The 23,675-nt window shown below is 66.9% G+C and carries 27 protein-coding genes; 10 read left to right on the top strand and 17 right to left on the bottom strand.

All coding sequences use genetic code 11. The features are described 5' to 3' along the window. Positions 1 to 4: 4 nt before the first annotated feature. The 4 genes from NN2_RS13765 to NN2_RS13750 all read right to left on the bottom strand — a co-directional run bounded on the left by NN2_RS13765 (position 5) and on the right by NN2_RS13750 (position 2,770). Complete coding sequence (locus tag NN2_RS13765) at positions 5 to 508, bottom strand: hypothetical protein (protein ID WP_063013669.1); 504 nt, start codon at positions 506 to 508, stop codon at positions 5 to 7. Then, complete coding sequence (locus tag NN2_RS13760; protein WP_104364588.1) at positions 505 to 1,578, bottom strand: DNA polymerase III subunit beta family protein; 1,074 nt, start codon at positions 1,576 to 1,578, stop codon at positions 505 to 507. The genes NN2_RS13765 and NN2_RS13760 overlap by 4 nt, the downstream gene beginning before the upstream one ends. Before the next feature lie 69 nt (positions 1,579 to 1,647). Beyond that, positions 1,648 to 2,202, bottom strand: coding sequence for a hypothetical protein (locus NN2_RS13755; RefSeq protein ID WP_146098790.1), 555 nt, complete (start codon positions 2,200 to 2,202; stop codon positions 1,648 to 1,650). 13 nt (positions 2,203 to 2,215) lie between these two features. Then, positions 2,216 to 2,770 carry a cupin domain-containing protein gene (locus NN2_RS13750; protein WP_169812407.1) on the bottom strand — a complete coding sequence of 185 codons (555 nt, stop codon included), beginning with the start codon at positions 2,768 to 2,770 and terminating at the stop codon, positions 2,216 to 2,218. Positions 2,771 to 2,952: 182 nt separating this feature from the next. Here NN2_RS13750 and NN2_RS13745 point away from each other — a divergent pair, with 182 nt between their 5' ends. After that, positions 2,953 to 3,885 carry an AraC family transcriptional regulator gene (locus NN2_RS13745; RefSeq protein ID WP_063013664.1) on the top strand — a complete coding sequence of 311 codons (933 nt, stop codon included), beginning with the start codon at positions 2,953 to 2,955 and terminating at the stop codon, positions 3,883 to 3,885. Between the two features lie 81 nt (positions 3,886 to 3,966). On the opposite strand, the gene NN2_RS37150 is transcribed toward NN2_RS13745, so the two are convergent. Next, positions 3,967 to 4,104: a hypothetical protein gene (locus tag NN2_RS37150; protein WP_156055745.1), complete on the bottom strand. Its 138-nt coding sequence runs from the start codon at positions 4,102 to 4,104 to the stop codon at positions 3,967 to 3,969. Between the two features lie 227 nt (positions 4,105 to 4,331). Here NN2_RS37150 and NN2_RS13735 point away from each other — a divergent pair, with 227 nt between their 5' ends. Then, positions 4,332 to 4,802: a PaaI family thioesterase gene (locus tag NN2_RS13735; protein ID WP_063013662.1), complete on the top strand. Its 471-nt coding sequence runs from the start codon at positions 4,332 to 4,334 to the stop codon at positions 4,800 to 4,802. Positions 4,803 to 4,835: 33 nt separating this feature from the next. Here NN2_RS13735 and NN2_RS13730 read toward each other — a convergent pair whose 3' ends face one another. Then, entirely contained in the window at positions 4,836 to 5,837 is a 1,002-nt protein-coding gene (locus NN2_RS13730; RefSeq protein ID WP_063013661.1) for an aldo/keto reductase, read from the bottom strand. 101 nt (positions 5,838 to 5,938) lie between these two features. Here NN2_RS13730 and NN2_RS13725 point away from each other — a divergent pair, with 101 nt between their 5' ends. After that, positions 5,939 to 6,814 (top strand): helix-turn-helix transcriptional regulator, encoded by an 876-nt coding sequence (locus NN2_RS13725; protein ID WP_063013660.1) that lies wholly within the window; start codon positions 5,939 to 5,941, stop codon positions 6,812 to 6,814. Here the strand turns inward: NN2_RS13725 and NN2_RS13720 are convergent, their stop codons facing one another. From NN2_RS13720 to NN2_RS13700, 5 genes are all read right to left on the bottom strand, one after another. Further along, entirely contained in the window at positions 6,815 to 7,798 is a 984-nt protein-coding gene (locus tag NN2_RS13720) for a pirin family protein (RefSeq protein ID WP_063013659.1), read from the bottom strand. A 42-nt stretch (positions 7,799 to 7,840) separates the two neighbouring features. Continuing rightward, positions 7,841 to 8,152: a GNAT family N-acetyltransferase gene (locus tag NN2_RS13715; RefSeq protein WP_063013658.1), complete on the bottom strand. Its 312-nt coding sequence runs from the start codon at positions 8,150 to 8,152 to the stop codon at positions 7,841 to 7,843. 4 nt (positions 8,153 to 8,156) lie between these two features. Then, a complete protein-coding gene (locus NN2_RS13710; RefSeq protein WP_063013656.1) occupies positions 8,157 to 8,633 on the bottom strand; it encodes a carboxymuconolactone decarboxylase family protein in 477 nt (158 codons plus the stop codon). Positions 8,634 to 8,697: 64 nt separating this feature from the next. After that, positions 8,698 to 9,123, bottom strand: a complete 426-nt coding sequence (locus tag NN2_RS13705) for a MerR family transcriptional regulator (RefSeq protein ID WP_030517103.1) — start codon at positions 9,121 to 9,123, stop codon at positions 8,698 to 8,700. A 139-nt stretch (positions 9,124 to 9,262) separates the two neighbouring features. Further along, the gene (locus NN2_RS13700; RefSeq protein ID WP_063013654.1) at positions 9,263 to 9,631 is read right to left on the bottom strand and encodes a VOC family protein; all 369 of its coding nucleotides are present in this window, start codon (positions 9,629 to 9,631) and stop codon (positions 9,263 to 9,265) included. A gap of 84 nt (positions 9,632 to 9,715) precedes the next feature. Here NN2_RS13700 and NN2_RS13695 point away from each other — a divergent pair, with 84 nt between their 5' ends. Continuing rightward, on the top strand, positions 9,716 to 9,916 hold the full coding sequence (locus tag NN2_RS13695) for a hypothetical protein (RefSeq protein WP_030517105.1): 201 nt from the start codon (positions 9,716 to 9,718) through the stop codon (positions 9,914 to 9,916). A 23-nt stretch (positions 9,917 to 9,939) separates the two neighbouring features. On the opposite strand, the gene NN2_RS13690 is transcribed toward NN2_RS13695, so the two are convergent. Then, positions 9,940 to 10,431 (bottom strand): SixA phosphatase family protein, encoded by a 492-nt coding sequence (locus NN2_RS13690; protein ID WP_063013652.1) that lies wholly within the window; start codon positions 10,429 to 10,431, stop codon positions 9,940 to 9,942. A gap of 187 nt (positions 10,432 to 10,618) precedes the next feature. Here NN2_RS13690 and NN2_RS13685 point away from each other — a divergent pair, with 187 nt between their 5' ends. Further along, positions 10,619 to 12,286 carry an FAD-dependent oxidoreductase gene (locus tag NN2_RS13685; protein WP_063013650.1) on the top strand — a complete coding sequence of 556 codons (1,668 nt, stop codon included), beginning with the start codon at positions 10,619 to 10,621 and terminating at the stop codon, positions 12,284 to 12,286. An 81-nt stretch (positions 12,287 to 12,367) separates the two neighbouring features. Here the strand turns inward: NN2_RS13685 and NN2_RS13680 are convergent, their stop codons facing one another. Then, on the bottom strand, positions 12,368 to 13,141 hold the full coding sequence (locus NN2_RS13680; protein WP_181064150.1) for an acyl-[acyl-carrier-protein] thioesterase: 774 nt from the start codon (positions 13,139 to 13,141) through the stop codon (positions 12,368 to 12,370). A 302-nt stretch (positions 13,142 to 13,443) separates the two neighbouring features. Here NN2_RS13680 and NN2_RS13675 point away from each other — a divergent pair, with 302 nt between their 5' ends. Together NN2_RS13675 and NN2_RS13670 are read left to right on the top strand one after the other, a co-directional pair. After that, the gene (locus tag NN2_RS13675) at positions 13,444 to 15,279 is read left to right on the top strand and encodes a serine/threonine-protein kinase (protein WP_169812406.1); all 1,836 of its coding nucleotides are present in this window, start codon (positions 13,444 to 13,446) and stop codon (positions 15,277 to 15,279) included. Then, positions 15,276 to 17,141, top strand: coding sequence for a serine/threonine-protein kinase (locus NN2_RS13670; RefSeq protein ID WP_063013646.1), 1,866 nt, complete (start codon positions 15,276 to 15,278; stop codon positions 17,139 to 17,141). Before NN2_RS13675 ends, NN2_RS13670 begins: the two co-directional genes overlap by 4 nt. 43 nt (positions 17,142 to 17,184) lie before the next feature. On the opposite strand, the gene NN2_RS13665 is transcribed toward NN2_RS13670, so the two are convergent. After that, complete coding sequence (locus NN2_RS13665; RefSeq protein WP_063013644.1) at positions 17,185 to 18,399, bottom strand: lytic transglycosylase domain-containing protein; 1,215 nt, start codon at positions 18,397 to 18,399, stop codon at positions 17,185 to 17,187. Beyond that, positions 18,396 to 18,716 (bottom strand): hypothetical protein, encoded by a 321-nt coding sequence (locus NN2_RS13660; protein ID WP_051756726.1) that lies wholly within the window; start codon positions 18,714 to 18,716, stop codon positions 18,396 to 18,398. The genes NN2_RS13665 and NN2_RS13660 overlap by 4 nt, the downstream gene beginning before the upstream one ends. A gap of 123 nt (positions 18,717 to 18,839) precedes the next feature. Between NN2_RS13660 and NN2_RS13655 the strand changes: the two genes are divergently transcribed. After that, positions 18,840 to 19,814, top strand: a complete 975-nt coding sequence (locus NN2_RS13655) for an NADPH:quinone oxidoreductase family protein (protein ID WP_063013642.1) — start codon at positions 18,840 to 18,842, stop codon at positions 19,812 to 19,814. Positions 19,815 to 19,872: 58 nt separating this feature from the next. Beyond that, positions 19,873 to 20,991, top strand: coding sequence for a winged helix DNA-binding domain-containing protein (locus NN2_RS13650; RefSeq protein ID WP_063013692.1), 1,119 nt, complete (start codon positions 19,873 to 19,875; stop codon positions 20,989 to 20,991). Between the two features lie 8 nt (positions 20,992 to 20,999). Here NN2_RS13650 and NN2_RS13645 read toward each other — a convergent pair whose 3' ends face one another. After that, positions 21,000 to 21,521: an Lrp/AsnC family transcriptional regulator gene (locus NN2_RS13645; protein WP_063013640.1), complete on the bottom strand. Its 522-nt coding sequence runs from the start codon at positions 21,519 to 21,521 to the stop codon at positions 21,000 to 21,002. Positions 21,522 to 21,686: 165 nt separating this feature from the next. On the opposite strand from NN2_RS13645, the gene hppD reads away from it, so the two are divergent. Continuing rightward, positions 21,687 to 22,880, top strand: coding sequence for a 4-hydroxyphenylpyruvate dioxygenase (hppD, locus tag NN2_RS13640; RefSeq protein WP_063013638.1), 1,194 nt, complete (start codon positions 21,687 to 21,689; stop codon positions 22,878 to 22,880). A gap of 14 nt (positions 22,881 to 22,894) precedes the next feature. Here the strand turns inward: hppD and NN2_RS13635 are convergent, their stop codons facing one another. Then, the gene (locus NN2_RS13635; protein WP_063013636.1) at positions 22,895 to 23,572 is read right to left on the bottom strand and encodes a VC0807 family protein; all 678 of its coding nucleotides are present in this window, start codon (positions 23,570 to 23,572) and stop codon (positions 22,895 to 22,897) included. Positions 23,573 to 23,675: the final 103 nt, after the last annotated feature.

Below are 23,675 nucleotides of genomic sequence, written 5' to 3'. Positions count from 1 at the left end.
TCGGTCACGACGGCGACGGCGCGGAATCGCGGCGCCGGGTCGATCGTCGATCGATCGCCGCGCCGACCTCGTCGATCGCCGTGCGGATGAGCCGGCCGTAGCCGTCCTCGGCCAGCGCGCCGGCATGGTCGCGCGCCGCGGCGATGTGCTCCGCGGCGGCGTCGAACGAACCCAGCAGCCGGTAGTTGTCGGCGAGGTTCAGATGCAGCGAGGGGTAGAACCCGGCGACGTGCAGACTCGCGTGATGGCTCTGCACCCGCGCCTCGGTGAGGGCGTCGGCCGCGTCGAGGGCCCGTATGTCCCACACGAGTGCCCGGGCCGGATCGGTGTGGAGGTCGGCCAGGTAGTGGGCGAGGGTGCAGCGGTGCAGCGGATCGCCCACCGGTCCGATCGTCTCCCACAGTTCGGCGAGTTGCCCTCGGGCGGAGTCGGTTTCGCCCTGCCGGCCGCGTTCCACGGCCGCGCCGATGGCCGCCATGGTGGGGTCGTGGGCAACGGTGTCGGTCATGATTCCTCGAACTGGGCGGGGGCGACGGGCATCGCCAGGGTGGTGAGGTCGCCGTCGTCCGCGGATCGGATGACGACGGGCTGCTTCGGACCGGCGATGTCGATCATCACGTCCGGGCCGATGGCCGCGCCGATCGCCGGGTAGAGGGTGGTGATGTCGAAGGTGAGCTCGACATCCGGTCCGGTGACCGCGGCCGAAACCTGTTCGGCCGCATCGGAACCGGCCCCGGCGAGTGCGATCGCCCCGGTGCGGACGCACAGCCGGATATGGCGTGCGCGTAGCGATTCCACCGCCCGGACGAGTGCGTCCCTCGGCGTCACGACGCGCGTGCGGGCGGTGTCGATGGAACCCAGCAGCATGCGGTGGTCGGGAAACGGTCCCGGCAGGATGCGGCACGTACCGGCCGGCGACTCACCGGCCCGGAACCGGACCGAATGCGGTCCGGCATCCAGCCGGACCTGGTGGTGGCGGCGGATCCGCGGCACGGCCAGCCGCAGATCGTCACCGTCGACGGTCGCGGCCCACTCGGTCGAACTCGGCCGCTCGGGGACGAGGGTGCGGGTGGCGAGCCGGTAGCGATCGGTGGCCGTGAGCGTCAGCGCCTCCGCCGAGACCTCGACGTGGACACCGCTCAAGACGGGATGCTCCGGCTCGTGCACGGTCGCGGCGAGTATCTGCTCGACCGCCGTCGCGAAGACGGGACCACTGACCGTCGCGACCGCCCACCCGCGCCCGGTGCCGAGCGTCGCCTTGATCTCGGCTGCCCTTCCCCGAGCGCGGCGCACCTGCTGTTCCAGCCCGGCGACGTGCTCGTCGATGAGCTGTCCCGCGCTCTCGTCCCCGGCCGCCAGCACCGCCGCGATGGTGTCCAGCGGCATGCCGATCTCGCGCAAACCGCGGATCGCCACCGCCCGTTCCAGTTGGTCGTCGGCGTAGTACCGATATCCCGACACCGGATCCACGATCGCGGGCGGTAGCAGTCCGGAGTCTGCGTAGAACCGCAGTGCGCTCGCCGTGAGCCCGCTGGCCCGCGCGAACGCCCCGATCGTCACCATTCCGGATTCCGCCACCGCCCCATCATGAAGCTTCAGCCGACCTGAAGGTCAAGAGCGGTGAATTTCACGAGCGGTGGCTCGACCTCACCGCCGGAAGGTGCGCGAATGCGCCGACACGAGGGCGTGCGGGCAATGCGGACGGCCGCGGGGTGCGGGTGCGAATCCGTCGAAGCGCAGCGGCGGGGCCGGTGCGCGCAGCGTCAGCGTCGACGTCCACGGCCGCGCCGGCATCTCCATCCGGCACGCGACGTTCCAGCCGAACGGAATCGCGTGGGCGCGTTCGCCGTGTTCCTCCAGGCGATCGGCGAACTCGGCCAGCACGTCCAGGGTGTCGGCGAGATGGGTCAGTACGTCGGCCTGACCGGAGGCGAAGGTGAAACGACTGCCGCCCGCCACGCAGAACGGACTGCCGGCGAGGACGACGAAGGATGCGTCGCTGTCGGCGCACAGTTGCCGGACCGCGCGCACGGCGTCACCACTGATGGGGCAGTCCCCGGGTTCGACGACGATGCGCACCAGCAGGCAGTCGAAGAATCGCCGCGGTACGCCCACGGCGGCGGAGGGCAGTTCCACCGCGCACGGACCGGCGTCGACGGGCGTGTATTCGAAGCTGCGCCAACGACTTCCGGAAATTCTCATCGTCGCGCTCGCCTCACGGTGCGGCCGGCGTGGTCCGCTCGACGCCGCAGAGGGTGTAGCAGAACACGAACGGCTCGGTGCCGTCGTTGAACCAGGCATGCGGGGCGCCGTGCTGCACAACACAATCGCCCGGTCGCAGTGCCACATCCTCACCGTCGCCGATCCGCAGGCGGCCCTCTCCGCTGAGCACCACCACGAAGTCGACGCTCTCGGTGGCGTGCACGCCGGGACGAGCCGGGTCGAAGGCCGCCATCATGCCCGGCAGCTTCTGCTCCGCCTCGGCCGCCACCGCCGCCATCTCGGCCTCGGACAGCTCGGCGTCGGGCTCGTAACTCAAACCCGGTGGGACGGAGATGAATCCGAAGCGCACTCCGCCGGGGCCGGGAAAGTAGCTGGTGTCGGCATCGGACGGCATCCGGTCGACGGGAAGTGTGGGCAGCTCGTCGACCTCCCACATCCGATGCAGTTGCGCCCCCGGCAACAATGCCAGCGTCAGCGGCTCGACCTTCTCGTCGGAAAGTACTGTGCCCTGTCCGGCGCCGTCGTCCCCGACCACGATCCTGCGCATGAAAACCTCCTGATCCTCATCCATTCCGCGCTGATCCGGAACCGTATTCCGCCGTTGTACAGCCCGTTTCCGGATATCAGCTCTCCGGCACGGTAGCGAGCGCTGGGGCGTGCCCACGTGTCCTGAAACGCACGGCCATTGTTCGCGTGCGCAGAATCGGAAAACCGGCGATGATATCCACGATGACCACTGCCGAATCGGAGACGACGAGTGCGATCGAGCCGCACGAGCGGGTCGATTACTGGGCTCATCTGATCAGCTCGTACCAGTGCGCGCTGGGCTACCGGTTCCCGACTTCCGCGGACTTTCACGGCCGGACCTCGCTGCGCCGTACCGAGTCGTATCAACTCGTCGGCTGGGAATCCGATGCCGTCACCTATTTCCGGAGTGCGCGGCTCATTCGCACCGACCCCGACCACGATTATCGTCTGCTCGTACCGATCACCGGGACCCTGGCCTTCCGCCACGGCGACGACACCGGTTCCCTGCCGCCCGGCAGCGCGTGCCTGGTCTCCACCGACGAACCCTTCGAGATGTCGATGTGTGAGGGCTCGCACGGGCTCATCGTCACGATCGCGCGCGAGGACATCCGGCATCGTCTGAACCGCCGGGAGCCACCGCCGCGGCCGCTCGATCTCAGCACCGGGATCGGCGGCGTCGCCGGGGCGGTGGCCGGCACCCTGTACACCGAGCGCGCAGCGCTCACCGACCACCAATTCGACACGGTCGCAGAACAATTGGTGGATCTGCTGTGTATGCAGATTCTCGGGGAACCGCCGAGTGCGCCCGCCCAGCTGGCGCAGGTGGAGGTGAGTGCCCGGCGCTACATCCGCACGCATGCGGGCGATCCGGAGCTCACCGGCGCGCGCGTCGCGGCGGCCCTCGGCTGGTCGCTGCGCCAGCTGCAACTCGCCTTCAGTCAGGCCGGCACCACGCCGAGCGAGGTCATCCGGGAGCAGCGGCTGCAGATCGCCCGCGACCGCCTGCGGAATCCTGCCTACCGGCAGCGCAGCGTCGCCGATATCGGCGCGGATCTGGGATTCGGTTCGGCCAGTAGTTTCACCAAGGCGTTCCGCCGCCGCTTCCACACCACTCCCGGTCAGCTGCGCGCCTGAACATCCCGGTCGTCCGCCGGAATGCCGACGGCCCGCCTCCGTGCATGGGGTCGGGGGCGGGCCGAGGTTGCGGAGCGCGGCTCAGTTGAAGATGCCGCCGCCCTGGGTGGCGGACCCCGCCGACCCCGTCACGAACAGGTTCATGATGTTGGTGAAGACGCTGTTCGAGTTCACTGTGCCGGCGGAGTTGGAGTCGATCAGGGCGATAAAGGCGTTCATGAACTGCTTCCTCGTGCATCATGGGTCCGCGGACCCGGTTGGTTGTCCTGCCGTGCTCAGCGCAGTGGAATGAAGCTTAACCAAAATCAGCCGAATCTGAACAACCTTCTTTTCGGATTTTTCGGGCACTCCTGTCGGATCGGTGTGGCGGCGTGCTGTGGACAGGTTTCCTCGTACAGAGTAAAAAAGTGGAACACGTTTCAATTTTGGGTGCGACGGGAGACGCAATGGACCACGCTGCCATGGGCGAGCTGGTGATGGCCGGATTTCAGAAGCTGGGATTCATCCAGTTCGCGGGGGTGGAAGGGGTGGAATATCTGCCCGGCCGCAATGTGGTGAGCATGGCGCCGAAGCCGGAACACCTCAATCACAACGGCGACGTGCATGCCGCGATCCTGTTCGGCCTCGCGGAGACGGCCGCGATGGGCGCCTCCATTTCCGGCATCGTCGACCTGATGGGCGAGACGTTCATCGTCGCGCGCGACGGCCGGATCGAATATCTGGCCCGGGCCAAGGGCGAGGCGGGCCCGTTCCGCGCCACCTCGGAGTTGACCGCGGCGGAACTGGAACAGGCCCGCGCCGATATCGCCGCGCAGCAGCCGGTGGAACTGGCGATGCCGGTCGACATCACCGACAGCACCGGCAAGTCGGTCGCCGCGGCCACGTTCACCGCGGTGATCCGGCCGCGCCGCAAGTAGCCGCGCCGCGAATACGCGGGCGGTGAAGGAGATTCAGCGCTCGCTGTCCAGCATGGCCATCTGCGGGGCGGCGTAGCGGTCACCGGCGACCGCCTCGGCGGGCGCCGCCGCCTCGATCGCGACGAGCTCCGACTCGGAGAGCCGAATATCCAGTGCGGCAACCGCTTCGGTCCAGCGGTCGACCCGGCGCGCGCCGATCAGCGGGAGGATATCGGCGCCTCGGGTCAGGACCCAGGCGATCGCCAGCTGTGCCACGCTCACGCCGTGCCGGTCGCCGATCTCCGCCAGCGCGGAGACCAGCCGGAGATTGGTGGTGAGGTTCTCGCCCTGGAATCGCGGGCTGTGGGCGCGGAAATCATCGGGGGCGAAGGTCTGGTTCGCGCGCAGGGAGTCGCTCAGCAAGCCGCGCGAGAGCACACCGTAGGCGGTGATCCCGATGCCGAGTTCCCGTGCCGTGGGCAGGATTTCGCGCTCGATGCCCCGGGTGATGAGGGCGTACTCGATCTGCAGATCGACGATCGGTGCCACTGCCGCCGCACGCCGCAGGGTCTGCGCGCCGACCTCGGACAGTCCGATGTGGCGCACATAGCCGGCCTGCACCATCTCCGCGATCGCGCCCACGGTGTCCTCGATCGGAACCGCCGGATCCAGCCGTGCGGGGCGGTAGATGTCGACGTAGTCCACTCCCAGCCGCTGCAGCGAATAGTGCAGGAAGTTGCGCATCGCCTCGGGGCGCGTGTCGACGCCGCCGAAGCTGCCGTCCGGACCGCGCAGGGCGCCGAATTTCACGCTCAGCTGGTAGTCCTCGCGCGGGCGCTGGGCGAGGGCCCGGTGGATCAGCATTTCGTTGTGTCCGGCGCCGTAGAAATCGCCGGTGTCGACGAGGGTGGCGCCGGAGTCGAGGGCGGCGTGGATGGTGGCGATGGATTCGGTCTCGTCGGATTTCCCGTAGGCGCCCGACATCCCCATCGCGCCGAGACCGATGCGTCCGACCTTCGGGCCCGTCGCGCCCAGTTGTGTCTGCTCGATAGTCATGCTCGAATCCTGCGCCTCGATCCGCCGCCTTCGGCAGAGATCGTTTATCGGGGGATCGGCGATCCCTGGCTGCGGCCGCCGCGCCGGGGCACAGTGGAGTGATGGATCGCGATGAACTGGCCGATTTCCTGCGGCGCCGGCGCGAACAGCTACAGCCCGCCGATGTGGGACTGCTGCCCGGTACCCGCCGCCGGACTCCCGGCCTGCGTCGCGACGAGGTCGCCCTGCTCGCCGGGATGTCCACCGACTACTACACCCGTCTCGAGCAGTCACGGGGCCCGCGGCCCTCGGTGCAGGTTCTCGGCGCACTCGCCCGCGCGCTGCGGCTCACCGACGACGAGCGCGATCATCTCTACCACCTGTGCGGCCATGCGGCGCCCCATCGTGGCGGCGGCGACCGGCACGTCGGACCCGGGCTGCTCTACCTGCTGGACAAGCTGGAGGACACGCCCGCGTGCGTGGTGTCGGATCTCGGCGAGATCCTCGCGCAGAACCGCATGCACATCAACATGATGGGTGACCACACCCGCTTCACCGGCATGGATCGCTACCTGCTGTGGCGCTGGTTCACCGATACGGCCGGCCGGGAGACGTTCCCCGACGCCGATTGGGACCGGCTGACCCGCCGGCACGTCGCCGATCTGCGGGCGACCGCCGCGCGGCGGGCGGGCGACCCCGACGTGACGGAACTGGTGACCAAGCTGCGGGCGGTCAGTCCCGAATTCGAACGGCTGTGGTCGGCGCACGAGGTGGCGGTCCGGATCAGCGATGCCAAGCGGATCCGGCATCCGCAGGTAGGGCTGCTCGACCTGGTCTGCGAAACGCTGGTGACGCCGAATGCCGCCCAGCATCTGCTGGTCTACTATCCGCGCCCCGGTACCGACGCCAAGGAGCGGCTGGAACTGTTGCGCGTCATCGGAACCCAGACCATGACCGACGAGACCGATTCGGGCAGCACGGTTTTCGATCGGGGCTGATCAGCGGGGCGGGAACGTGCGGCGGGTGCGCGGTCGCAACCGCAGGTTGGGCAGCGGCGGCGCCGGAATGCGTTGCTGCGGAGTATGTCCCGCGACGTCGCCGAAGCGTTCGGTGTCGTGCTTCTCCCATGCGGTGCGGGCGGCGTCGATCTCGTCGTGGCTGCGGCCGACGAAATTCCACCACATCACCAGATCCTCGCCGAAGGGCTGGCCGCCGATCAGCACCACCCGCGCACCGGATGCGCTGCGCAGCCGCAGTTCGGCGCGGTCGCTGCCCAGATACAGCAGCGGACCGGGTTCGGCGAGTACGTCGTCGATGCGCACCTCACCCGACATCACCAGTACCGCATGCTCGAATTCGGGTGCCAGCGGCAGATGTGCGTCCGCGCCCGGGCCGACGGTGATGTCCGCGCCGACGATCGGGGAGTAGGTGATCGCCGGGGAGCGCACATCCCCGAGCGAGCCGATCAGCACGGTCGCCCGCAGTCCCGGGCGGGCCAGCACGGGCAGCTCGCGATGCTGCTCGAAGTGCGGGTCGATATCGCGGTGCGCGTCCGGCAGGGCGATCCAGAACTGCAGCCCCTGCCCGGCGGGCGCACCGGGCACGGTGTACTCCGAATGCGCGATACCGCGTCCGGAGGTCATCAGATTCAGCTGGCCGGGTTCGATCTCCACATCGGATCCGACGCTGTCGCGATGCCGGATCCGGCCGTCGAACGGCCAGGTCACCGTCTGCAATCCGATATGCGGATGGGGATCGATATCCGGCGGCAGCCGATGCGAGGTCTCGGTCGAACCGAAGTGGTCGAGGAAACACCAGGCCCCGACCGTCGGCAGATCGCGCTGGGGCAGCACCCGCATCACCGTGACGCCGCGCACGCCGCCCAGTGGCACCTCCCGCGCCGGATAAAAATCCGCCCGCGGGCCGGGCGCCGGCGACGATTCGCACAGCGCCTCGGCGGGATTCGCCTCGAGATCGCTCATCGGCCACCTCCGGTCCGGGGTCACCGCTGATGCCGGGCGCGGTTACCGCTGAATGCCTTTGCCCACTACGTGAGCATCGTAGTCCGGGTGCTTGTCGAGCCAGCTCTTGATGAACGAGCAGCGGGGCACGATCGCACGGCCGCGGTCGATCGTGTCCACGATCGCGTGCTGCGCCAGCGTGCCGGCCAGGCCCTTCCCGCTGAACTCCGAATCCACCTCGGTGTGGATGAAGGTGGTGTCCTCGCCGTTGTCGCGATATTCGGCGAATCCGGCGAGTTTGTCGCCGTACCACACCTCGTAGCGGTGCTGCGCGTCGTTGCGGACGACTGCTGCGGTCGCGGCCTGATCGATCATCGGGTTACTCCTTCCGTTCCCGCACCGGATGCCTGCTCATGATCGACACGCGATTGAACGCGCCGATGGTCGTCGCGACCCAGACGATCACCGAAACCTGTTCGTCCGAGAGCTGTTGCCGCGCATGGGCGTACACACGTTGCAGGGTGTCCTCATCGGGCAACGTGGTGGTCGTCTCGGCGAGTGCGAGGGCGGCGCATTCGGACGGGGTGAACAACTCGGTACGCCGCCAGGCCGGCAACACGTCGAGTTGCCGTCGGGTCACGCCTGCCTTCAGCGCTGCCTGGGAGTGCAGATCCAGGCAGTACGCGCATCCGTTGATCTGCGAGACGCGCACGTTGACCAGCTCGACCAGGGAGCGGTCGAGACCGGCGGCCGCGGCGGCGTTGCGGACGGCCAGTGCGACGCTGTTGAGCGCGCGGAAGGGCTCGGGACTCTGTTTGTCGATCCAGATGCGGGCATCGGCGGCGGGAATTTGCATAGCGGAGGCATCCTAACCGTGCGCTGCGTCACCTTGCGCGGGATGTATGCGACGTCACGCGGGTTCAGATGTCTTGCATGGCAGCCACTCTGCCCTCGTAGAGGCCGATCTTGCGGTCCAGCACGGCGAGTGTGCTGTGCAGGTCCTCGATCTGGGCGAGCACGCCCTCTCGGGTCTTGCGGAACATCTCCAGCCGCTCCGGAGTGGTCTCGTCGCCGGCGCGCACCAGCTCGGCGTAGTGGACCATATCGGCGACCGACATCCCGGTGGTGCGCAGACAGCCGATCAGGTGCAGCCAGCTCAGGTCCCGATCGCTGAACCGGCGCTTGCCGCTGGAATCGCGGCCGATGTAGTCCATCAGGCCGATTCGCTCGTACCAGCGCAGCGTGTCGCGGGTGAGGCCGGACCGCTCCGCGACATCGCCGATCGAATACTTCGGGCGCTCGTAATCCTCGGTGTGCTCGAGCGGATTCGCCGTGGTTGCCGTCATCGCCCCTCGCCTTCCTGAGCCGCTTGCCGACCCGCACCGGCTGCGCCGGATCTGCGCTTCGACAGTACCCACCTGGAGTGCACTCCATGCAAGCCCGAGCGCATCGGAACGCACCGCCCGGGCTCGACTCGGCGGCGGCTCAACCCCGCTGCGGCAATTCCTGCACGGCCCACTTGTTGCCGTCGGGATCGGCGAAATAGGTGAACAGGCCCCAGCCCTCGTCCTTGACCGGCGTGGCCTCCACGCCGGCGGCCACCAGTTGTCGATAGGCATCCTCGGCGCTGGACACCACCATCTGCATACCGACCACGCTGCCCGGCGCGGCGTCGGTGATGCCCTTGCCGATGCAGATCGAACACCCCGAACCCGGCGGAGTCAGCTGCACGAACCGGATGTCCTCGGTCGGGCTGGCGTCGTGGTCGGCGTTGAATCCGATGCTCGTGTAGAAGTCCTTCGCCCGGTCGACGTCGGTGACCGGGATGGCGACGAGTTCGATTTTCCAATCCATGTGAGGAGCATCTCATCGACCACCGACAATCCGGGTTGCCGGACAATTCGGGCGCAACCAGCGCCGAGCACCTACTCTGAGTACATGGCCAAGGAAATCGATCGGGTCCGGGCGCGGTCGGCGCTGGAGACGGTCAAGGAAAGCCCGTTCATCGCCCTCGTCGCGGCGGTCCCGGTGATCGTCGTACTGGGCGTCGTCTGGGCGCTGACGAACTGGTTCGTCGCGTTGCTGGTGCTCGTGCTGCTCGGCGCGGTCGTCGTCGTGCGCGGCAAATTCCTACGCTGACAAGCCTTTTCGACACCAGCGCGTCAGCGCGGCACGTGGAACCGGACCAATTCGCCGGTGCCCGGGTCCGCGCGTGACCACGGCCGGTCGAATTCCAGCACCGCCAGTGCGGAGGTCGGGAATTTGCGGCTGAGCTCCTCCGCCGGCAGCGAGGCGCGATTGGCCGCCAGCTCCCACGCCGTCCACGGCATCCCCGGCGAGTGGCCGATCAGCAGCAGCGTCTCCACCTCGTCGCCGGTCAACTGGATCAATTCGATCAGCGTGTGCGGCGTGGCCTCGTAGATCGAATGCTCGTAGACGACCGGCGCGTCGATGCCGGTCGCGGCGAGCGTTTCGCGGGTCCGGACCGCGTCCGAACAGCACACCGCGTCGATCGCCGGCTGGGTCTCGCGCAGCCAGGTGCCGGCCAGCGCGGCCTCGCGCCGCCCCCGGGGCGCCAGCGGGCGATCGTGGTCGTCGACACCCGGCGGATATGCGGATTTACCGTGTCGCATCAGGATCAGCGTCCGCGCCATGAGCAATACCGTAGCGCCGTAGAAAGTAAACGGTGTTATCTAAATCGCTACCTGATGAGAGATGTAACTCACTCTCGAGGCACACTGAAGGTAGTGTCACAGCGGGGGCCGAAGGCAACCGGTGCGACGCACGCCCTGTCCAAACCCGGGTGGGGACGTCCCATGATGTTTCGAGGATCTGCGAGATATGGCCTACGTGATCACGCAGCGTTGTTGCAACGACGCCAGCTGCGTTCCCGAGTGCCCGGTCGATTGCATTCGTCCCACTCCGGAGCAACCCGAGTTCGCGACGACCGAGCAGCTGTACATCGACCCCGACACCTGTATCGACTGTGGTGCGTGTGTGGATGCCTGCCCGGTGGAGGCCATCTTCTCCGAGGACGATCTGACGGCGTCGCTGGCTCGTTTCCGCGATATCAACGCCGCCTACTTCCAGCGCCACCCGCTGGAGTCGAATTTCGACCCACTGGTGACCCCGGCACGCCCGCCCAAGGAGCTGGGCACGCTGCGGGTGGCGATCGTGGGCGCCGGTCCGGCGGCCTGCTACGCCGCCGACGAGCTGCTGCGCCGCGCCGATGTCGAGGTCGAGATGTTCGACCGGCTGCCCACCCCGTGGGGTCTGGTGCGCGCCGGTGTGGCCCCGGATCATCCGGGGACCAAGTCGGTGTCTGCCATGTTCGAGAGCGCGTTCCGGCGTGACACCCTGCAGTACCGGCTCAATGTCGAGGTGGGCAAACACATCTCGCACGAGGAACTGGCCGCCCATCACCACGCGGTGATCTACGCCGTGGGCGCCTCCACCGACCGCCGCCTGGACGTGCCCGGTGAGGATCTGCCCGGCAGCCATTCGGCGACCGAATTCGTGGCCTGGTACAACGGCCACCCCGACTACGCCGAGCGCAGCTTCGACCTGTCCGGTGAGCGCGTGGTGATCGTCGGTAACGGCAACGTCGCCCTCGACGTCGCACGCGTGCTGACGCTGTCGCCCGACGAGCTGGCCAAGACCGATATCGCCGACCACGCCCTGGACGCGCTGCGCTCGAGCAATATCCGTGAGGTCGTGGTGCTGGGCCGGCGCGGTCCGCTGCAGGCCGCCTACACCTCGGCGGAGTTCCTGGCGCTGGGACATCTGAAGGGCGTCGATGTGATCATCGACCCCGCCGAGCTGGAGCTGGATCCCGCCAGCCAGGCGCTGCTCGACGATCCCGATATCGAGCCCTCGCTGCGCCTGAAGTACGAACTGGCGCAGGAGTACGCGGCCAAGGCCCCGAACCCGGACAACAAGCGCATCGTGTTCCGCTACCTGGCCTCACCGACCGAGATCCGCGGCGAGGGTCACGTCGCCGAGCTCGAGTTCGTGCACAACGAACTCGTCAGCGAGGACGGCCGCCTCGTGGCGCGGGCGTCGGATCGCACCGAGACGCTGCCGGCGTCGATGGTGTTGCGCTCGATCGGCTATCGCGGTGTTCCCATCGCGGATCTGCCGTTCGACGAGCGCGCCGGGATCGTGCCCAACGAGCACGGCCGCGCCGTCGCCGACGGCGCTCACGTCACCGGCGTCTACGTCTCGGGCTGGATCAAGCGCGGTCCGCGCGGCGTGATCGGTTCCAACCGCGTGGATGCCACCGAAACCGTGGAACAGCTGCTCGAGGATTTCACCTCCGGCAAACTGGCTGCCCCGCAAGGTGATCGGGCCGCGCTCGAGGCCCTGCTCGCGCAGCGCCAGCCCGACGCCGTCGGCCGGGAGGGCTGGAAGGCCATCGACGCGGCCGAGAAGAGCGCCGGCAAGTCCGGCGGCCGCCCGCGGGTCAAGTTCACCACCATCGAAGATCTGCTCAAAGCCGCGCGCGGCTGAACACCGGTGCGTCCGGACCCTCCCCGCGGGAAGGGTCCGGACCTCGGCGGGGCTCCTTCGCGAACTCTCCGCTATCCACACTCAGGTCGGTAACGCGCCGATCCGCACGGTGGTGGTGATGGTGCCACCGACCATGAACCACAGCCGCAGCACCGGCTGGCCGTTGCGGTCACCGGGCTCGTAGCGGCTGCGCACGCTGATGTGCTGACGGGCCAGCACCGGCGCCACATATTCGATCACCGCGCGATGCGGCCCGGCCACCAGCTTCGGATAGTCCACCAGGAAGTGCTCGACCGCCTGCCAGTACATGGCGTTGTTGACGTGGTTGAACTGGTCGATATCGGTCGCGCGCACCGGGAACGTCAGATCGGTATCCGACTCCGGCGGCACCGCATCGGTCAGCCACGGCCGCCAGCGCAGCCGATGTTCGTCGGTGGTGCGGGCCAGATGCGCCAGTCCCTGGTCGCTGATCCGGGTCGGCATATTCGTCGACTCGTTGATATTGATCCAGAAGCCCTCGGTCTCGATCAGGCCGCCGCTGTCGCTGGTGATCCGCACCCGCATATTCGTCCAGCGGGTCGACATCGCCGAACACCAGCGTCGCAACTGCACCCGATCCGGCCAGACGATCGGACGCACCACGTCGATGACGGTGCGGCGCACGATCCATGCCGGGTCGGTGCGGTGGAAGAACGTGCTGTGCAACTCTTCCCACGCGATGTCTTGCAAATATCGAGCCACGGCGTCGAGCCGCAGCCGGCTGTAGGGATCTACATCGCCAGCCCGGATGGGCCACGCCGAGGCGAAGCCCATGCCCTCCTGGGGAAGCGGGGCGAGTGGCTGATCGAGTGACACTGGTGCTCCTCGCGCTGCACGGTGTGCCGCGTACTTCATGCGGTGCTTCTTGTGACATGACTTTACGGGGCGCAGGTCACACTGTTACGTCGAGATGGCTCTACTCACACGTAGCAAATCGTCAGTTTCGTCCCACCTCGCAGTCTAACGATGAGAACTCCACCGCCACCGTGCCTTTCGTTATCGAGGGGCCGTATCCGGGCCCCGGCCGAACTTCGTAGGGGGTGCGGTCGCCGGTACGATCCCCCGGGAGGGAGCAAGGGGGAGTACCGATGAAGCCGCTCGGGCCACACGATCCGCGGATGATCGACCGTAACGAAATTCTCGCTGTCATCGGCCAAGGTGCGATGGGACGAGTGTTGCTCGGTCGTTCCCCCGACGGGCGACTGGTCGCGATCAAGCAGATTCATCGTCATTTCGCGCATGATCAGGAATTCCGGGCGAGGTTCGGTCGTGAAGTGGAGGTGTCGCGGCGGGTCCCGGGTGCCTATACCGCGGCGATCATCGACGCGGATCCGGACGGTCCCACGCCGTGGCTGTCCTCGGTGTTCGTCACCGGACCCACACTGGAAGATGCGATCGCGGAGGCAGGCCCGTTCAGTATCGGCGGCTTGCGACTGTTGCTCGGTGGCCTGGCGGCTGCACTGTCGGAAATACATCGGGCCGGTATGGTGCATCGCGACCTCAAGCCGAGCAACGTACTGCTCGCACAGGACGGACCTCGGGTAATCGACCTTGGCATCGCCCGGACGATAGATGAAGAATTCCAGCTGACGGGTACAGGTTCGGTCATCGGATCGCCTTCTTTCATGTCGCCGGAGCAGGCGGAGGGGCGAGATGTCACCGCGGCGAGCGACGTCTTTTCGCTCGGGTCCATCCTCGTCATGGCCTCGACCGGTGTGAGCCCTTTCCTCGGCTCTTCTACGCCACAAACCCTGTACAACGTGGCGCATGCCATCGCCGATCTCAGTCGGGTCGATCCGATTCTGCTGCCCGTCGTTCGCGCTTGCCTGCACAAGAATCCGACCGAACGACCTACCGTCGACCAACTCCTGGATTTCGCGGCCGCCATGCGGGCGGAGCCGGTGTGGCCGTCTGCTGTTCAGCAGCAGATTCAGCGAAAGACGCGGGACGTCACATACTGGGCCTCGCGTCCAGTTGACGGTGAGAAGTGGGCTCGGCGGTCGCCTGTCCCGCGCCGGTCCGTTGCGGCTCTGGCGGCTATTGCCGTCGCCGCAACTTCGGGTATCGGAGTGGGAATTCTGATTCCGCGTACGCCGCTCTCCGGTGTCGCGACGAAGCTGGCAGATCCACCTTTATCTCTGTCATCCGAGCAACTGCGGTTGATCGATACATGCGCTTTGCTCGATGAGCGCGTCATCGGGAATATCGGCAAACGAATCGGGCGGCCGACTCCGGCCGTCACACAGTCCAGTCAATGCTCCACCTCGATAGATACGCCCGGCACCGATTATTCGACGATCGATCTCACGGTAGGCGGGTCGGCGTCATCGCTAGTGCTGGCGGGGCAGGACAACGGCAATTCGATCGGTGGAATGCGCGTCTTCGGTGGCGGCAGCAGCGGAAGTGACCACTGCTCGACCACTGCGGTAATGCCCGATGCGTCGCAACTGGGAATAACGGTGACGGCGCACAAGCTCCCTGACAGCTGCGGGGTTGTAGCGTCGGTGTTGAAGTCGGTCGTATTGCGGCTGGCTGTCAATCCACCCTTGCGGAGGGTGGGGACGAATTCTGTGCTCAGTGCGGATCCTTGTGCAGTGGTCCAGGAAAGCGAGGTCATCGCTGCGATCGGAAAACCGGTCAGCAAATCGCTCTCCACGCCGCACAACTGTCTGTGGTCGGGAGATTCGGGGATGGGGCTCAGCGTCGAAACCGATGAGACCGGCGCGTCCGACATCTTTCCGCCGTTACGGATCGGTGATTACACCGCATACCAGGGTGGTAACCCGAGGCTCGGGTGCCAGCTGTACTTGCCGATCCGTCAGAAATCGCCCAACCGATTCGACACGTTGGTCGTCGGAATCTTCCCCGGATCGCCCACCGGCGACTACCGAGCCGCGTGTGATCGCGCGAGCACGGTTCTGCTCGCCGTCGCTCCGAGGGTGCAGGGATCGTGAAGATCGAATCATTGCCGCTCGGTGAGCCGTCGGTCATCGGTCGCTACCGGGTACTGGGTGTTTTGGGGTCCGGCGGAATGGGCCGGGTGCTGTTGGGTGTCGGGCCGGATGGGCGGGCCGTCGCCATCAAACAGGTCCACTCACACCTTCTCGGCGAAAGCGACTTCCGCGCCCGATTCCATCGTGAAGTACAGGCATCCGCCCGAGTGTCCGGCGCTTATACCGCGGCGGTCATCGACGCAGATGTGGAGGCAGAATCTCCGTGGCTGGCTTCGGTTTTCGTGACCGGGCTGTCCTTGGAAGCGGCCATTCGCTCGCATGGGCCGTTGCCCGACGATTCGGTGCGTTCGCTGGCCGCCGGTCTGGCATCTGCGCTGCAGTCCATTCACCAGACAGGCTTGATCCATCGTGACCTCAAACCTGCGAACATCATTCTGGCGGCGGACGGCCCTCGCGTCATCGACTTCGGGATCGCGCGAGCCGTCGAGGGACGTTCCGAACTGACACATACCGGGTCAGTCATCGGCTCGCCCGCATATATGTCGCCCGAGCAGGCCCAATCGTGGCCGCTGACACCTGCGAGCGATATTTTCGCGCTCGGAGCTGTGCTGGTGATGGCCAAGTCCGGGCGCAGCCCGTTTGCCGGTACGTCCATGCCGCTGATTCTGTACAACATCGTCCATACCGAGCCCGATCTGTCGTTCCTTTCGCCGGATCTGCGGGAGTTGATCACACCGTGCTTGCGCCGTGACCCAGCGGCGCGCCCCACGGCGGCACAGATACTCGCGTACCTCTCCTCGGCGCGGCCGCGTTCTGCCCCCTGGCCGCCTCAGGTTCATGAGGCGATCACGACCCAGGAACGCAGCCTCCGCGACATGATGGCCGACCCTGACGCCACTCGAATTCGTCACCAACCCGACGCGGTGCCGGCGGCCCTGTCTGTTCCCGGAGATGCACCGGCCCGAACAGGCTTGATGAGCCCCCGATTCCTCTGGGCCACAGTGATTGTCGCCCTTGTCGTGATATTGGCCGCTGTGTTGGTGTTCTACCGGCCATCCAGCCGCGCCGGCGGCGCTGCTGAACCGCTGGCCCGTATGACGGTGGCGGACATGCGGTCCGTCGACACGTGTGCGCTTCTCAGTGCTGCTGCACCCGCTTCGATGGGGACACTGACGAAGACTGCAGAAATCTCGGGGTGTACGGGGAAGAACGACAACCACAGCGTCGCAGTCCGTTTCGATGACACCAGCCGATTCCATCGCACGAATCGGACAGCTGACGGTGTGACGCTGCTCGATACGGCGGCACCGTCGGACCTCAGCTGTGCCATGGCGATTCAGCCGGCAGCGCTGATGCCGCAGGGTGGAATCATCGTAAAGATCGACGAAGGTGACTCATGTCCGGCGGCGCAGCAGATGTTGACGTCGATAGCCCGCCAATTACGCACTCTCCCACCACGTTTGGTGCGTTCTGACGCCCTTCTGGTCGCAGTCGACCCATGCACCCTGGTGAGCGCTGATCTACTGACCGACGCCATGGGGACGATTGGGACTGCTCCTTCGGCGCTGCCACACAGGTGCCGATGGGGAGATGACACCCGTTCGCTGGAGGTATCGAGTGGCCGTGGCGCGCGCGTCGACGGCGCGGACGCTCGCCCTGTCGACTTGGGAAACGGCCTGGTGGGGTATAGGCAAAGTACACCGGACTCCGAGAACTACTGTACCCGGACGTATCAATATCAGATCCTCGATGCGGGCCAAGCCGATCTCTTGACGGTCCGCGTGGACCGCAGTTCCAGTGGTGGCGCGTGTACCACAGCCGAGCACATACTCGCTGGGATAGCAGCGAAGCTACCGCGATAGCCAACGACCCGTGCCGTATCGCCGGTCTATTCTCACCGCACTATCAGTAACCGACGTAGCCGCCGCCGCCCGACACCGCGGAAACGCCCGGCACATTGTCGAGGGACCCGTAGCGATCGATCGAGTAGCGTGTGGCGGCCACGATGTTGTCGACCGGATTCCAGATGTCGGTGTGGCCCGGGGCCGCGTGGGCGTTGAAGGTGCTGTCGATGCACTGCATCAGACCCTTCGACGGATGACCGGCCGCCGCATTGCTGTCCCAGTTGTTGATCGCGTTGGGATCGCCGCCGGATTCGTGCTCGATGATGAGCGCGATCGCGTTCTCGTCAATCGATTCCGGGGGATAGCCCATCTCGATCAGGACCTGCTTGGCCTGGGCGATCCACTGCTGCACATCACCGGACGGATGTGCGGTCGGCGGCGGACCGCTGGTTGGACCGTTGTAGCTGCCGCCGCCGTAGCTGCCGCCGCTGTAGGCGCTGGTGCCGCCGCCGTGGTGGGAGTTGCCCATCAGGCTGGAGGACGCCGGGCTGCCCGAATGGCTCGCGACCGGTGTGGCGGTCGGGGCGGCGGGCGGCGCCGCCGCGGCGGGTGCGGTGGGAGCGGGTGGCGCCGGAGGTGCGGCGCCCGCACCGGTCACGGGGTCGCCGAGCGCGACCGAAGCCGTGTCGACCGTGGTTTTGGCTTGATTGAGCGCGTCGATCGCTGAGGTGGCGACGCCTTGCGCCTGGGACAGGGCGTGCTGAATCGCCACTTGCTGGTTCAAGGCGTCGATGTTCTCCACCAGGATTTCCTGCTGAAGTTTGGCGTCGCTGAACAGGTCTTCGCCGTGCGGGCCCTTCTTGTTGTCACGAAGCCATTGGATGCGGTCTGTTGCCGAGACGGTGCCGTCGTCGTTGACCTTGAACGCCGGTACGCCGGGACTCGGCGGGGTCTCGGCGATGTTCTTCAACCGTGCCACTTCGGCTTTCGCGTGTATCAGGTTCTCGACCTGTTGGTTCAACGCCGTCTGCAACCCCAGCACCGCCTGACTTACCGCCGAGGCACGCCCCTTCTCCAGTTGCATGCGCCCGTCGGCGGCTTGGGCTGCGCCGCCGCCCCATTGCTGGTCGTGGCCGAGTTTTTGAGTGCTGTCGACGGCGGTGATGACGGCTTGGTCGAGGTCTGCGGAGAGTTTGGCGACGGCAGTGGCGGCGGTGGTGAGTTTTTCCGGCGCCCATTTTTCGACATCGCCGATGGTCAATGCCGCGCCGCTCATGCGCGGATGCCGATCTTGTTCAGATCGTCGCGCAACTGCTGGTCGGTATCGATGATGACCTTGCCGGCCTGTTCGACGGTGTCGGCGATATGCGTTACGCGCGAACCGATTCGCTTCAACGCGTTCTCGACCGAATCCTTGGCGCCGGTGCAGGCCGCGTCCCAGCCGGTGCCCGGGAGCGCGCCGGCCGCGTCGGCCAGTCCGGAGTCGAGTTTGCCGATGGCATCGGACTCGTCGCGCAGGGTCTTCGCGAAACTTTGCAGGGCCGCGGGATCGATCTTCATCGCGTTCGCGGGTGGATCGTTGGGACCGGCCATGAGAAATCCCCCTCTTCGCTCAGTTCAGCGGGCCCAAGCGTAGCAAATCGGGGACCTGTGGACAGGGGTGCGCGAAGACCGGTTAACTTGTTGGAAAGCAGCCGCGGACAGAGAGGTCGTTTCATGCGCGCAGCCCAGGTGAGCAAGCTCGAGGGGCCCGAATCCATCGAGGTCGTGGACATCCCCGAACCGGCGGAATTCCCCGGTGGCGTGGTAATCGACGTCCATGCCGCGGGGGTGGCGTTCCCGGATGTGCTGATGACCCGGGGGCTCTACCAGATGAAACCCGAACTGCCGTTCGTGGTCGGCGGCGAGGTGGCCGGAATCGTGCGCTCGGCCCCCGAGGACGCGCGCGTGAAGGCGGGCGACCGGGTGGTGGCGCTGACCATGCTGGGGAACGCGGTCGCCGAAACCGCGGTGACCGCGAAGGAAATGGTGTTCCGGCTGCCGGACAACATTTCCCTCGAAGCGGGTGCGGGAATTCTGTTCAACGATCTGACCGTGCACTTCTGCCTGCGCAACCGGGGCCGGCTGGCCGAGGGCGAGACCGTGCTCGTACACGGTGCGGCCGGTGGCATCGGCACCTCCACGCTGCGCATGGCCGAGGCGCTGGGCGCGAGCCGGGTGATCGCCGTGGTGAGTACCGAGGAGAAGGCCGAGGTCGCGCGGGCCAACGGCGCATCCGATGTGGTGCTGACCGACGGCTGGCTGGCCGCGGTGAAGGAATTGACCGGCGGACGCGGCGTCGACATCGTGCTGGACCCGGTCGGCGGCGACCGGTTCACCGACAGCATTCGCTCGCTGGCCCCGGCCGGCCGGTTGCTCGTGGTCGGCTTCACCGCGGGCGAGATCCCCACCGTGAAGGTGAATCGCCTGCTGCTCAAGAACGTCGAGGTGGTCGGCGCCGCCTGGGGCGAATGGGTGATGACCCATCCGGGGTATCTGCAGGAGCAGTGGGACGAGGTGGCGCCGCTGCTGGAATCGGGCAAGATCGCGGCGCCGCAGCCCGTGCTGTACCCGCTGACGGAGACGGCGGCCGCGGTGGCCGCGCTCGACAACCGTTCGGCGAAGGGCAAAGTCGTCGTCACCGTCCGCTGAGCGGGCCTTCGTTCGGCACCCGCCGGATGTCGGTGCCGGGCCGTAGGGTGTGCGCATCATGGAACTGTCCGACCGGATTCTGAATCGCACCCTGCTGGCCCGGCAGCACCTGCTCGAGCGGTCCCCGGTGCCGGTCTCGCAGCTGTGTGAACATCTGGTCGGGCTGCAGGCCCAGGATGTGACGCCGCCCTACGTCGGATTGTGGAGCCGGATCAGCGATTTCGATCCGGCGACGGTCTCGGTCGGCCTCGAGAACCGTTCGCTGGTGCGAATCACCCTGATGCGCGCCACGATTCACCTGGTGACGGCGGCCGATGCGGTGCGCATCGCGCCGCACATCCAGCCGGAGTTGGAGAAGATCCCGTTTCGCAAGGGCTTCTTCTACGGCGCGATGGTCGGGCTGGATCCGGAGGATGTTCGCGCCCGGGGCGAGAAGGTGCTGGGAGCGGAGCCGATGTCGTCGGCGGATCTGCGGGCCCGTGCCGTCGAGAATTATCCCGACCGCGACCCCACGGCCGTGACCCAGACCTGGCTCTACCAGCTCCCGGTGCTGCAGACCCCGCCGCGCGGCCTGTGGCGGAACAACAGCCGGCCGGTGTGGTCGCGCATCGAACCGTGGCTGGACGTGCCGCTCGATGACGCATATCCGGTGCAGGAGTTGGTCCTTCGCTATCTGCGTGCCTTCGGTCCCGCGACCACGATGGATGTGCAGACCTGGTCGCGGCTGCTCGGAATCAGGGAAATACTGGCCGGGCTGGGCGAGCGCGTACGCACCTACACCGACGAGCGCGGCCGCGTTCTCTACGACGCCGCCGACGCCGAACTCGCCGATCCCGATCTGCCCGCACCCGTCCGGCTGCTGGGGTGGTACGACAATGTGCTGCTGTCGCATCGGGATCGCAGCCGGATCATTCCCGGGAATGCCCCACTGCCCCTGCAACATATGGCCGCCCAGGTGTGTCCGGTGCTCATCGACGGGTTTCTGGCCGGCATCTACAAAATATTCGCCGACAAGTCGGCGGCGCGGTTGCGCATCGCACCGAGCCGGGAATGGTCGGCGCGGGAAGCGTCCGAGGTCGAAGCGGAGGCCCGGAATCTGCTGGGCTTTCTGGAACCGAATTTGCGGCCGGAGGTCGAAATCCTCGCACCCGGAGCGAATCTCAGAACCGGGAAGTAGGCGCGCGCTCAGGGCGTCGAATTCCGGTATGCCGGAGCCTTGCTCGTCCCCGCCGGAGTGAGCGTGCGCAGCAGCGGCAGCGTCCGATGTGCGACCACCGTGGACAGCACGATCACGCTGTGCGACCGCACCACCGCGGCGCTGCGGTCGATACTCAGCAGCACCGCCTGCAGGCCCGAATGCGAATCGGCGCCGATGCGGCACAGGACATCGCTGGAACCGGTGGTCGCGTAGGCCTCGAGCACGCCGGGGATGGCGTCCAGATCGGTGGTCACCGCGTCCAGTGCGCCCTGCGCGATCTCCAGACTCACGAAGGCCTGCACATCGAATCCGGCGGCGGTGACGTCGACCCGCGGATCGTAGGAGGCGATGACCCCGGCCTCCTCCATGCGCGCGATGCGCGACTGGACGGTCGCCCGCGCCACCCGGGTGCGTCGCGACAGCTCGAGTACGCCCGCCTTCTGGTACTCGTGCATGGCGGTGAGGATCGCCAGATCCAGTTCGTCCAGGTTGGCGGGGGTGCGCGTCATCGTCGTCTCCTGTATTCGGTCCGGCGCCGCGCCACCGGACGAGGCCCGGGTGCAGCTATTCAAATTGTCCAGCACTCGGCGGCATATGGTGACCAATTACGCCAGGGTGTCTACTCGAAATCCTCGATATTGCCCAGCACCACGCCTCGGAGATTATCTGGATGCATGACGATCGAGGACATCTCCCGGGACACCCGGCCCGCGGTGGCGAGCGATGCGGAGCTGCGCCGGCTCGTCGGTCTGGTCGACCACGATCCCGGTGCGGATCCGTTTCCCGTCCTCGGCTGGGACGCGCTGGTGTGGGTGGTCGGCAACGCGACCCAGTTCACGCACTACCTGCAGGCCTTCGGGATGGCGCTGGAGGCCTATTCCGGACCGGAGACCGGCAACCGCGATCACAAGTCCTACGTCTTGCGCAGCGGCAGTGCGCGATTCGTGGTGTGCGGGGCGGTGGATCCGGCCAGTCCGCTGGTCGCCCACCACGACCGGCACGGTGACGGCATCGTCGATATCGCGCTCGAGGTGCCCGATGTGGACCGCTGCATCGCGCACGCCCGGCGGCAGGGCGCGCGGATCCTGGTCGAGCCGCACGACGAGTCCGACGAATTCGGCACGGTCCGCATCGCTGCCCTGGCCACCTACGGCGAAACCCGCCACACCCTCGTCGACCGGTCGCGCTATCACGGTCCGTATCTGCCGGGATATATCGCGCGCCGTTCGAATTATCAGCCGCGGGCGCCGCATCGGCTGTTCCAGGCCGTGGATCACGTCGTGGGCAATGTGGAGCTCGGGCGGATGGACGAATGGGTGGAGTTCTATCGGCGCGTCATGGGCTTCACCGATATGGCCGAATTCGTCGGCGACGATATCGCCACCGAATACTCGGCCTTGATGAGCAAGGTCGTGGCCAACGGCAACCACCGGGTGAAATTCCCGTTGAACGAACCGGCCGCCGGGCGCAAACGCTCACAGATCGACGAATATCTGGAGTTCTACGGCGGCCCGGGCGTCCAGCACATCGCGCTGGCCACCGGCGACATCTCGAGCACCGTCGACGCCCTGCGCCGGGAGGGCATCGAATTCCTCGACACCCCGGACGCCTATTACGACGATCCCGATCTGCGCGCCCGCATCGGCCACGTCCGCGTCCCCGTACGACAACTGCGATCGCGCGGCATCCTGGTCGACCGCGACGAGGACGGATACCTGCTCCAGATCTTCTGCAAGCCCCTCACCGACCGCCCCACCGTGTTCTTCGAATTGATCGAGCGGCACGGCTCGCTGGGCTTCGGAAAGGGCAACTTCAAGGCCCTGTTCCAGGCGATCGAGCGGGAACAGCACGCGCGCGGGAATCTGTGACCGGGCGCGCGTCCTCACCCGGCGCCGGGCAGTGCGCGCAGGCGCGCCTTGATGTCGAGGCGCCGTCGTGACCGCACGGTGTAGACGGCCAGCGCGGCGATGATCGTCCACTGCACCGGGTTCATCAGCGCGACCGCCGCCGGCACCGGCAGGCAATAGATCACCAGGAGGCGCACCACCGCATCGACCGCGAGTCCGGCGCTCCACACCGCCGTGGCGATCGTGAACGCGCGGCGCACGACGGAGTCGTTGTGCCACAACGTCTCCCAGTGCACGGCGGAATCCGGCCCGAGCGCGTGCATGCGCTGCGAGATCGCGAACATCGCCGGTCGGCCCAGCAGGCAGCTGCCCGCCAGCAGCACACTGATCACAGCGGAGGTGATCGGGTCCTTGGCCAGCATCATTCGCTCGTCACCGCCGAGTACGGCCAGGACGAGGCCCAGTGCGTTGAGCAGGAAGACGAACACGGCGATGCCGTCGGCCTTGCGGCGCGCCGCCGCGACACCGAGCGCCCACCCGCCCGCGACGATCGTCGAACCCACCAGCGCTCGATAGCTGGTGAACCCGGCCGCGAGCAGCAGATAGTAGGTCGCGGGCGACAGGCCGATATCGGCCGCGAATCCGAGCACCCGCCACAGCCGGCGTGGTTCGCTCCCGGTGTCGGCGGCGGTGAATGTGGCGGTGTCGGTCATCGGAATCTCCCCTGTGAGTACTGGCGCTATGTCGTTGACACGCTAGGGATTTCGCGCATGTGTGCGCCTCGGCCGGGAGATGGACCACGGGATCTCCACCCAC

The organism is Nocardia nova NBRC 15556 (assembly GCF_001613005.1).
In the GTDB taxonomy this organism is placed as follows: domain Bacteria; phylum Actinomycetota; class Actinomycetes; order Mycobacteriales; family Mycobacteriaceae; genus Nocardia; species Nocardia nova.
The sequence above is the reverse complement of the archived record's forward strand: the minus strand, read 5'-3'. Positions and strand labels throughout refer to the sequence as shown.

What these genes read in the sequence shown, in the direction of transcription:
- NN2_RS13765 (WP_063013669.1), bottom strand. Translation starts at nt 508, where the DNA reads ATGACCGACACCGTTGCCCACGACCCCACCATGGCGGCCATCGGCGCG.
- NN2_RS13755 (WP_146098790.1), bottom strand. Translation starts at nt 2,202, where the DNA reads ATGAGAATTTCCGGAAGTCGTTGGCGCAGCTTCGAATACACGCCCGTC.
- NN2_RS13750 (WP_169812407.1), bottom strand. Translation starts at nt 2,770, where the DNA reads ATGCGCAGGATCGTGGTCGGGGACGACGGCGCCGGACAGGGCACAGTA.
- NN2_RS13745 (WP_063013664.1), top strand. Translation starts at nt 2,953, where the DNA reads ATGACCACTGCCGAATCGGAGACGACGAGTGCGATCGAGCCGCACGAG.
- NN2_RS37150 (WP_156055745.1), bottom strand. Translation starts at nt 4,104, where the DNA reads ATGAACGCCTTTATCGCCCTGATCGACTCCAACTCCGCCGGCACAGTG.
- NN2_RS13735 (WP_063013662.1), top strand. Translation starts at nt 4,332, where the DNA reads ATGGACCACGCTGCCATGGGCGAGCTGGTGATGGCCGGATTTCAGAAG.
- NN2_RS13730 (WP_063013661.1), bottom strand. Translation starts at nt 5,837, where the DNA reads ATGACTATCGAGCAGACACAACTGGGCGCGACGGGCCCGAAGGTCGGA.
- NN2_RS13725 (WP_063013660.1), top strand. Translation starts at nt 5,939, where the DNA reads ATGGATCGCGATGAACTGGCCGATTTCCTGCGGCGCCGGCGCGAACAG.
- NN2_RS13720 (WP_063013659.1), bottom strand. Translation starts at nt 7,798, where the DNA reads ATGAGCGATCTCGAGGCGAATCCCGCCGAGGCGCTGTGCGAATCGTCG.
- NN2_RS13715 (WP_063013658.1), bottom strand. Translation starts at nt 8,152, where the DNA reads ATGATCGATCAGGCCGCGACCGCAGCAGTCGTCCGCAACGACGCGCAG.
- NN2_RS13710 (WP_063013656.1), bottom strand. Translation starts at nt 8,633, where the DNA reads ATGCAAATTCCCGCCGCCGATGCCCGCATCTGGATCGACAAACAGAGT.
- NN2_RS13705 (WP_030517103.1), bottom strand. Translation starts at nt 9,123, where the DNA reads ATGACGGCAACCACGGCGAATCCGCTCGAGCACACCGAGGATTACGAG.
- NN2_RS13700 (WP_063013654.1), bottom strand. Translation starts at nt 9,631, where the DNA reads ATGGATTGGAAAATCGAACTCGTCGCCATCCCGGTCACCGACGTCGAC.
- NN2_RS13695 (WP_030517105.1), top strand. Translation starts at nt 9,716, where the DNA reads ATGGCCAAGGAAATCGATCGGGTCCGGGCGCGGTCGGCGCTGGAGACG.
- NN2_RS13690 (WP_063013652.1), bottom strand. Translation starts at nt 10,431, where the DNA reads ATGGCGCGGACGCTGATCCTGATGCGACACGGTAAATCCGCATATCCG.
- NN2_RS13685 (WP_063013650.1), top strand. Translation starts at nt 10,619, where the DNA reads ATGGCCTACGTGATCACGCAGCGTTGTTGCAACGACGCCAGCTGCGTT.
- NN2_RS13675 (WP_169812406.1), top strand. Translation starts at nt 13,444, where the DNA reads ATGATCGACCGTAACGAAATTCTCGCTGTCATCGGCCAAGGTGCGATG.
- NN2_RS13665 (WP_063013644.1), bottom strand. Translation starts at nt 18,399, where the DNA reads ATGAGCGGCGCGGCATTGACCATCGGCGATGTCGAAAAATGGGCGCCG.
- NN2_RS13660 (WP_051756726.1), bottom strand. Translation starts at nt 18,716, where the DNA reads ATGGCCGGTCCCAACGATCCACCCGCGAACGCGATGAAGATCGATCCC.
- NN2_RS13655 (WP_063013642.1), top strand. Translation starts at nt 18,840, where the DNA reads ATGCGCGCAGCCCAGGTGAGCAAGCTCGAGGGGCCCGAATCCATCGAG.
- NN2_RS13650 (WP_063013692.1), top strand. Translation starts at nt 19,873, where the DNA reads ATGGAACTGTCCGACCGGATTCTGAATCGCACCCTGCTGGCCCGGCAG.
- NN2_RS13645 (WP_063013640.1), bottom strand. Translation starts at nt 21,521, where the DNA reads ATGACGCGCACCCCCGCCAACCTGGACGAACTGGATCTGGCGATCCTC.
- hppD (WP_063013638.1), top strand. Translation starts at nt 21,687, where the DNA reads ATGACGATCGAGGACATCTCCCGGGACACCCGGCCCGCGGTGGCGAGC.
- NN2_RS13635 (WP_063013636.1), bottom strand. Translation starts at nt 23,572, where the DNA reads ATGACCGACACCGCCACATTCACCGCCGCCGACACCGGGAGCGAACCA.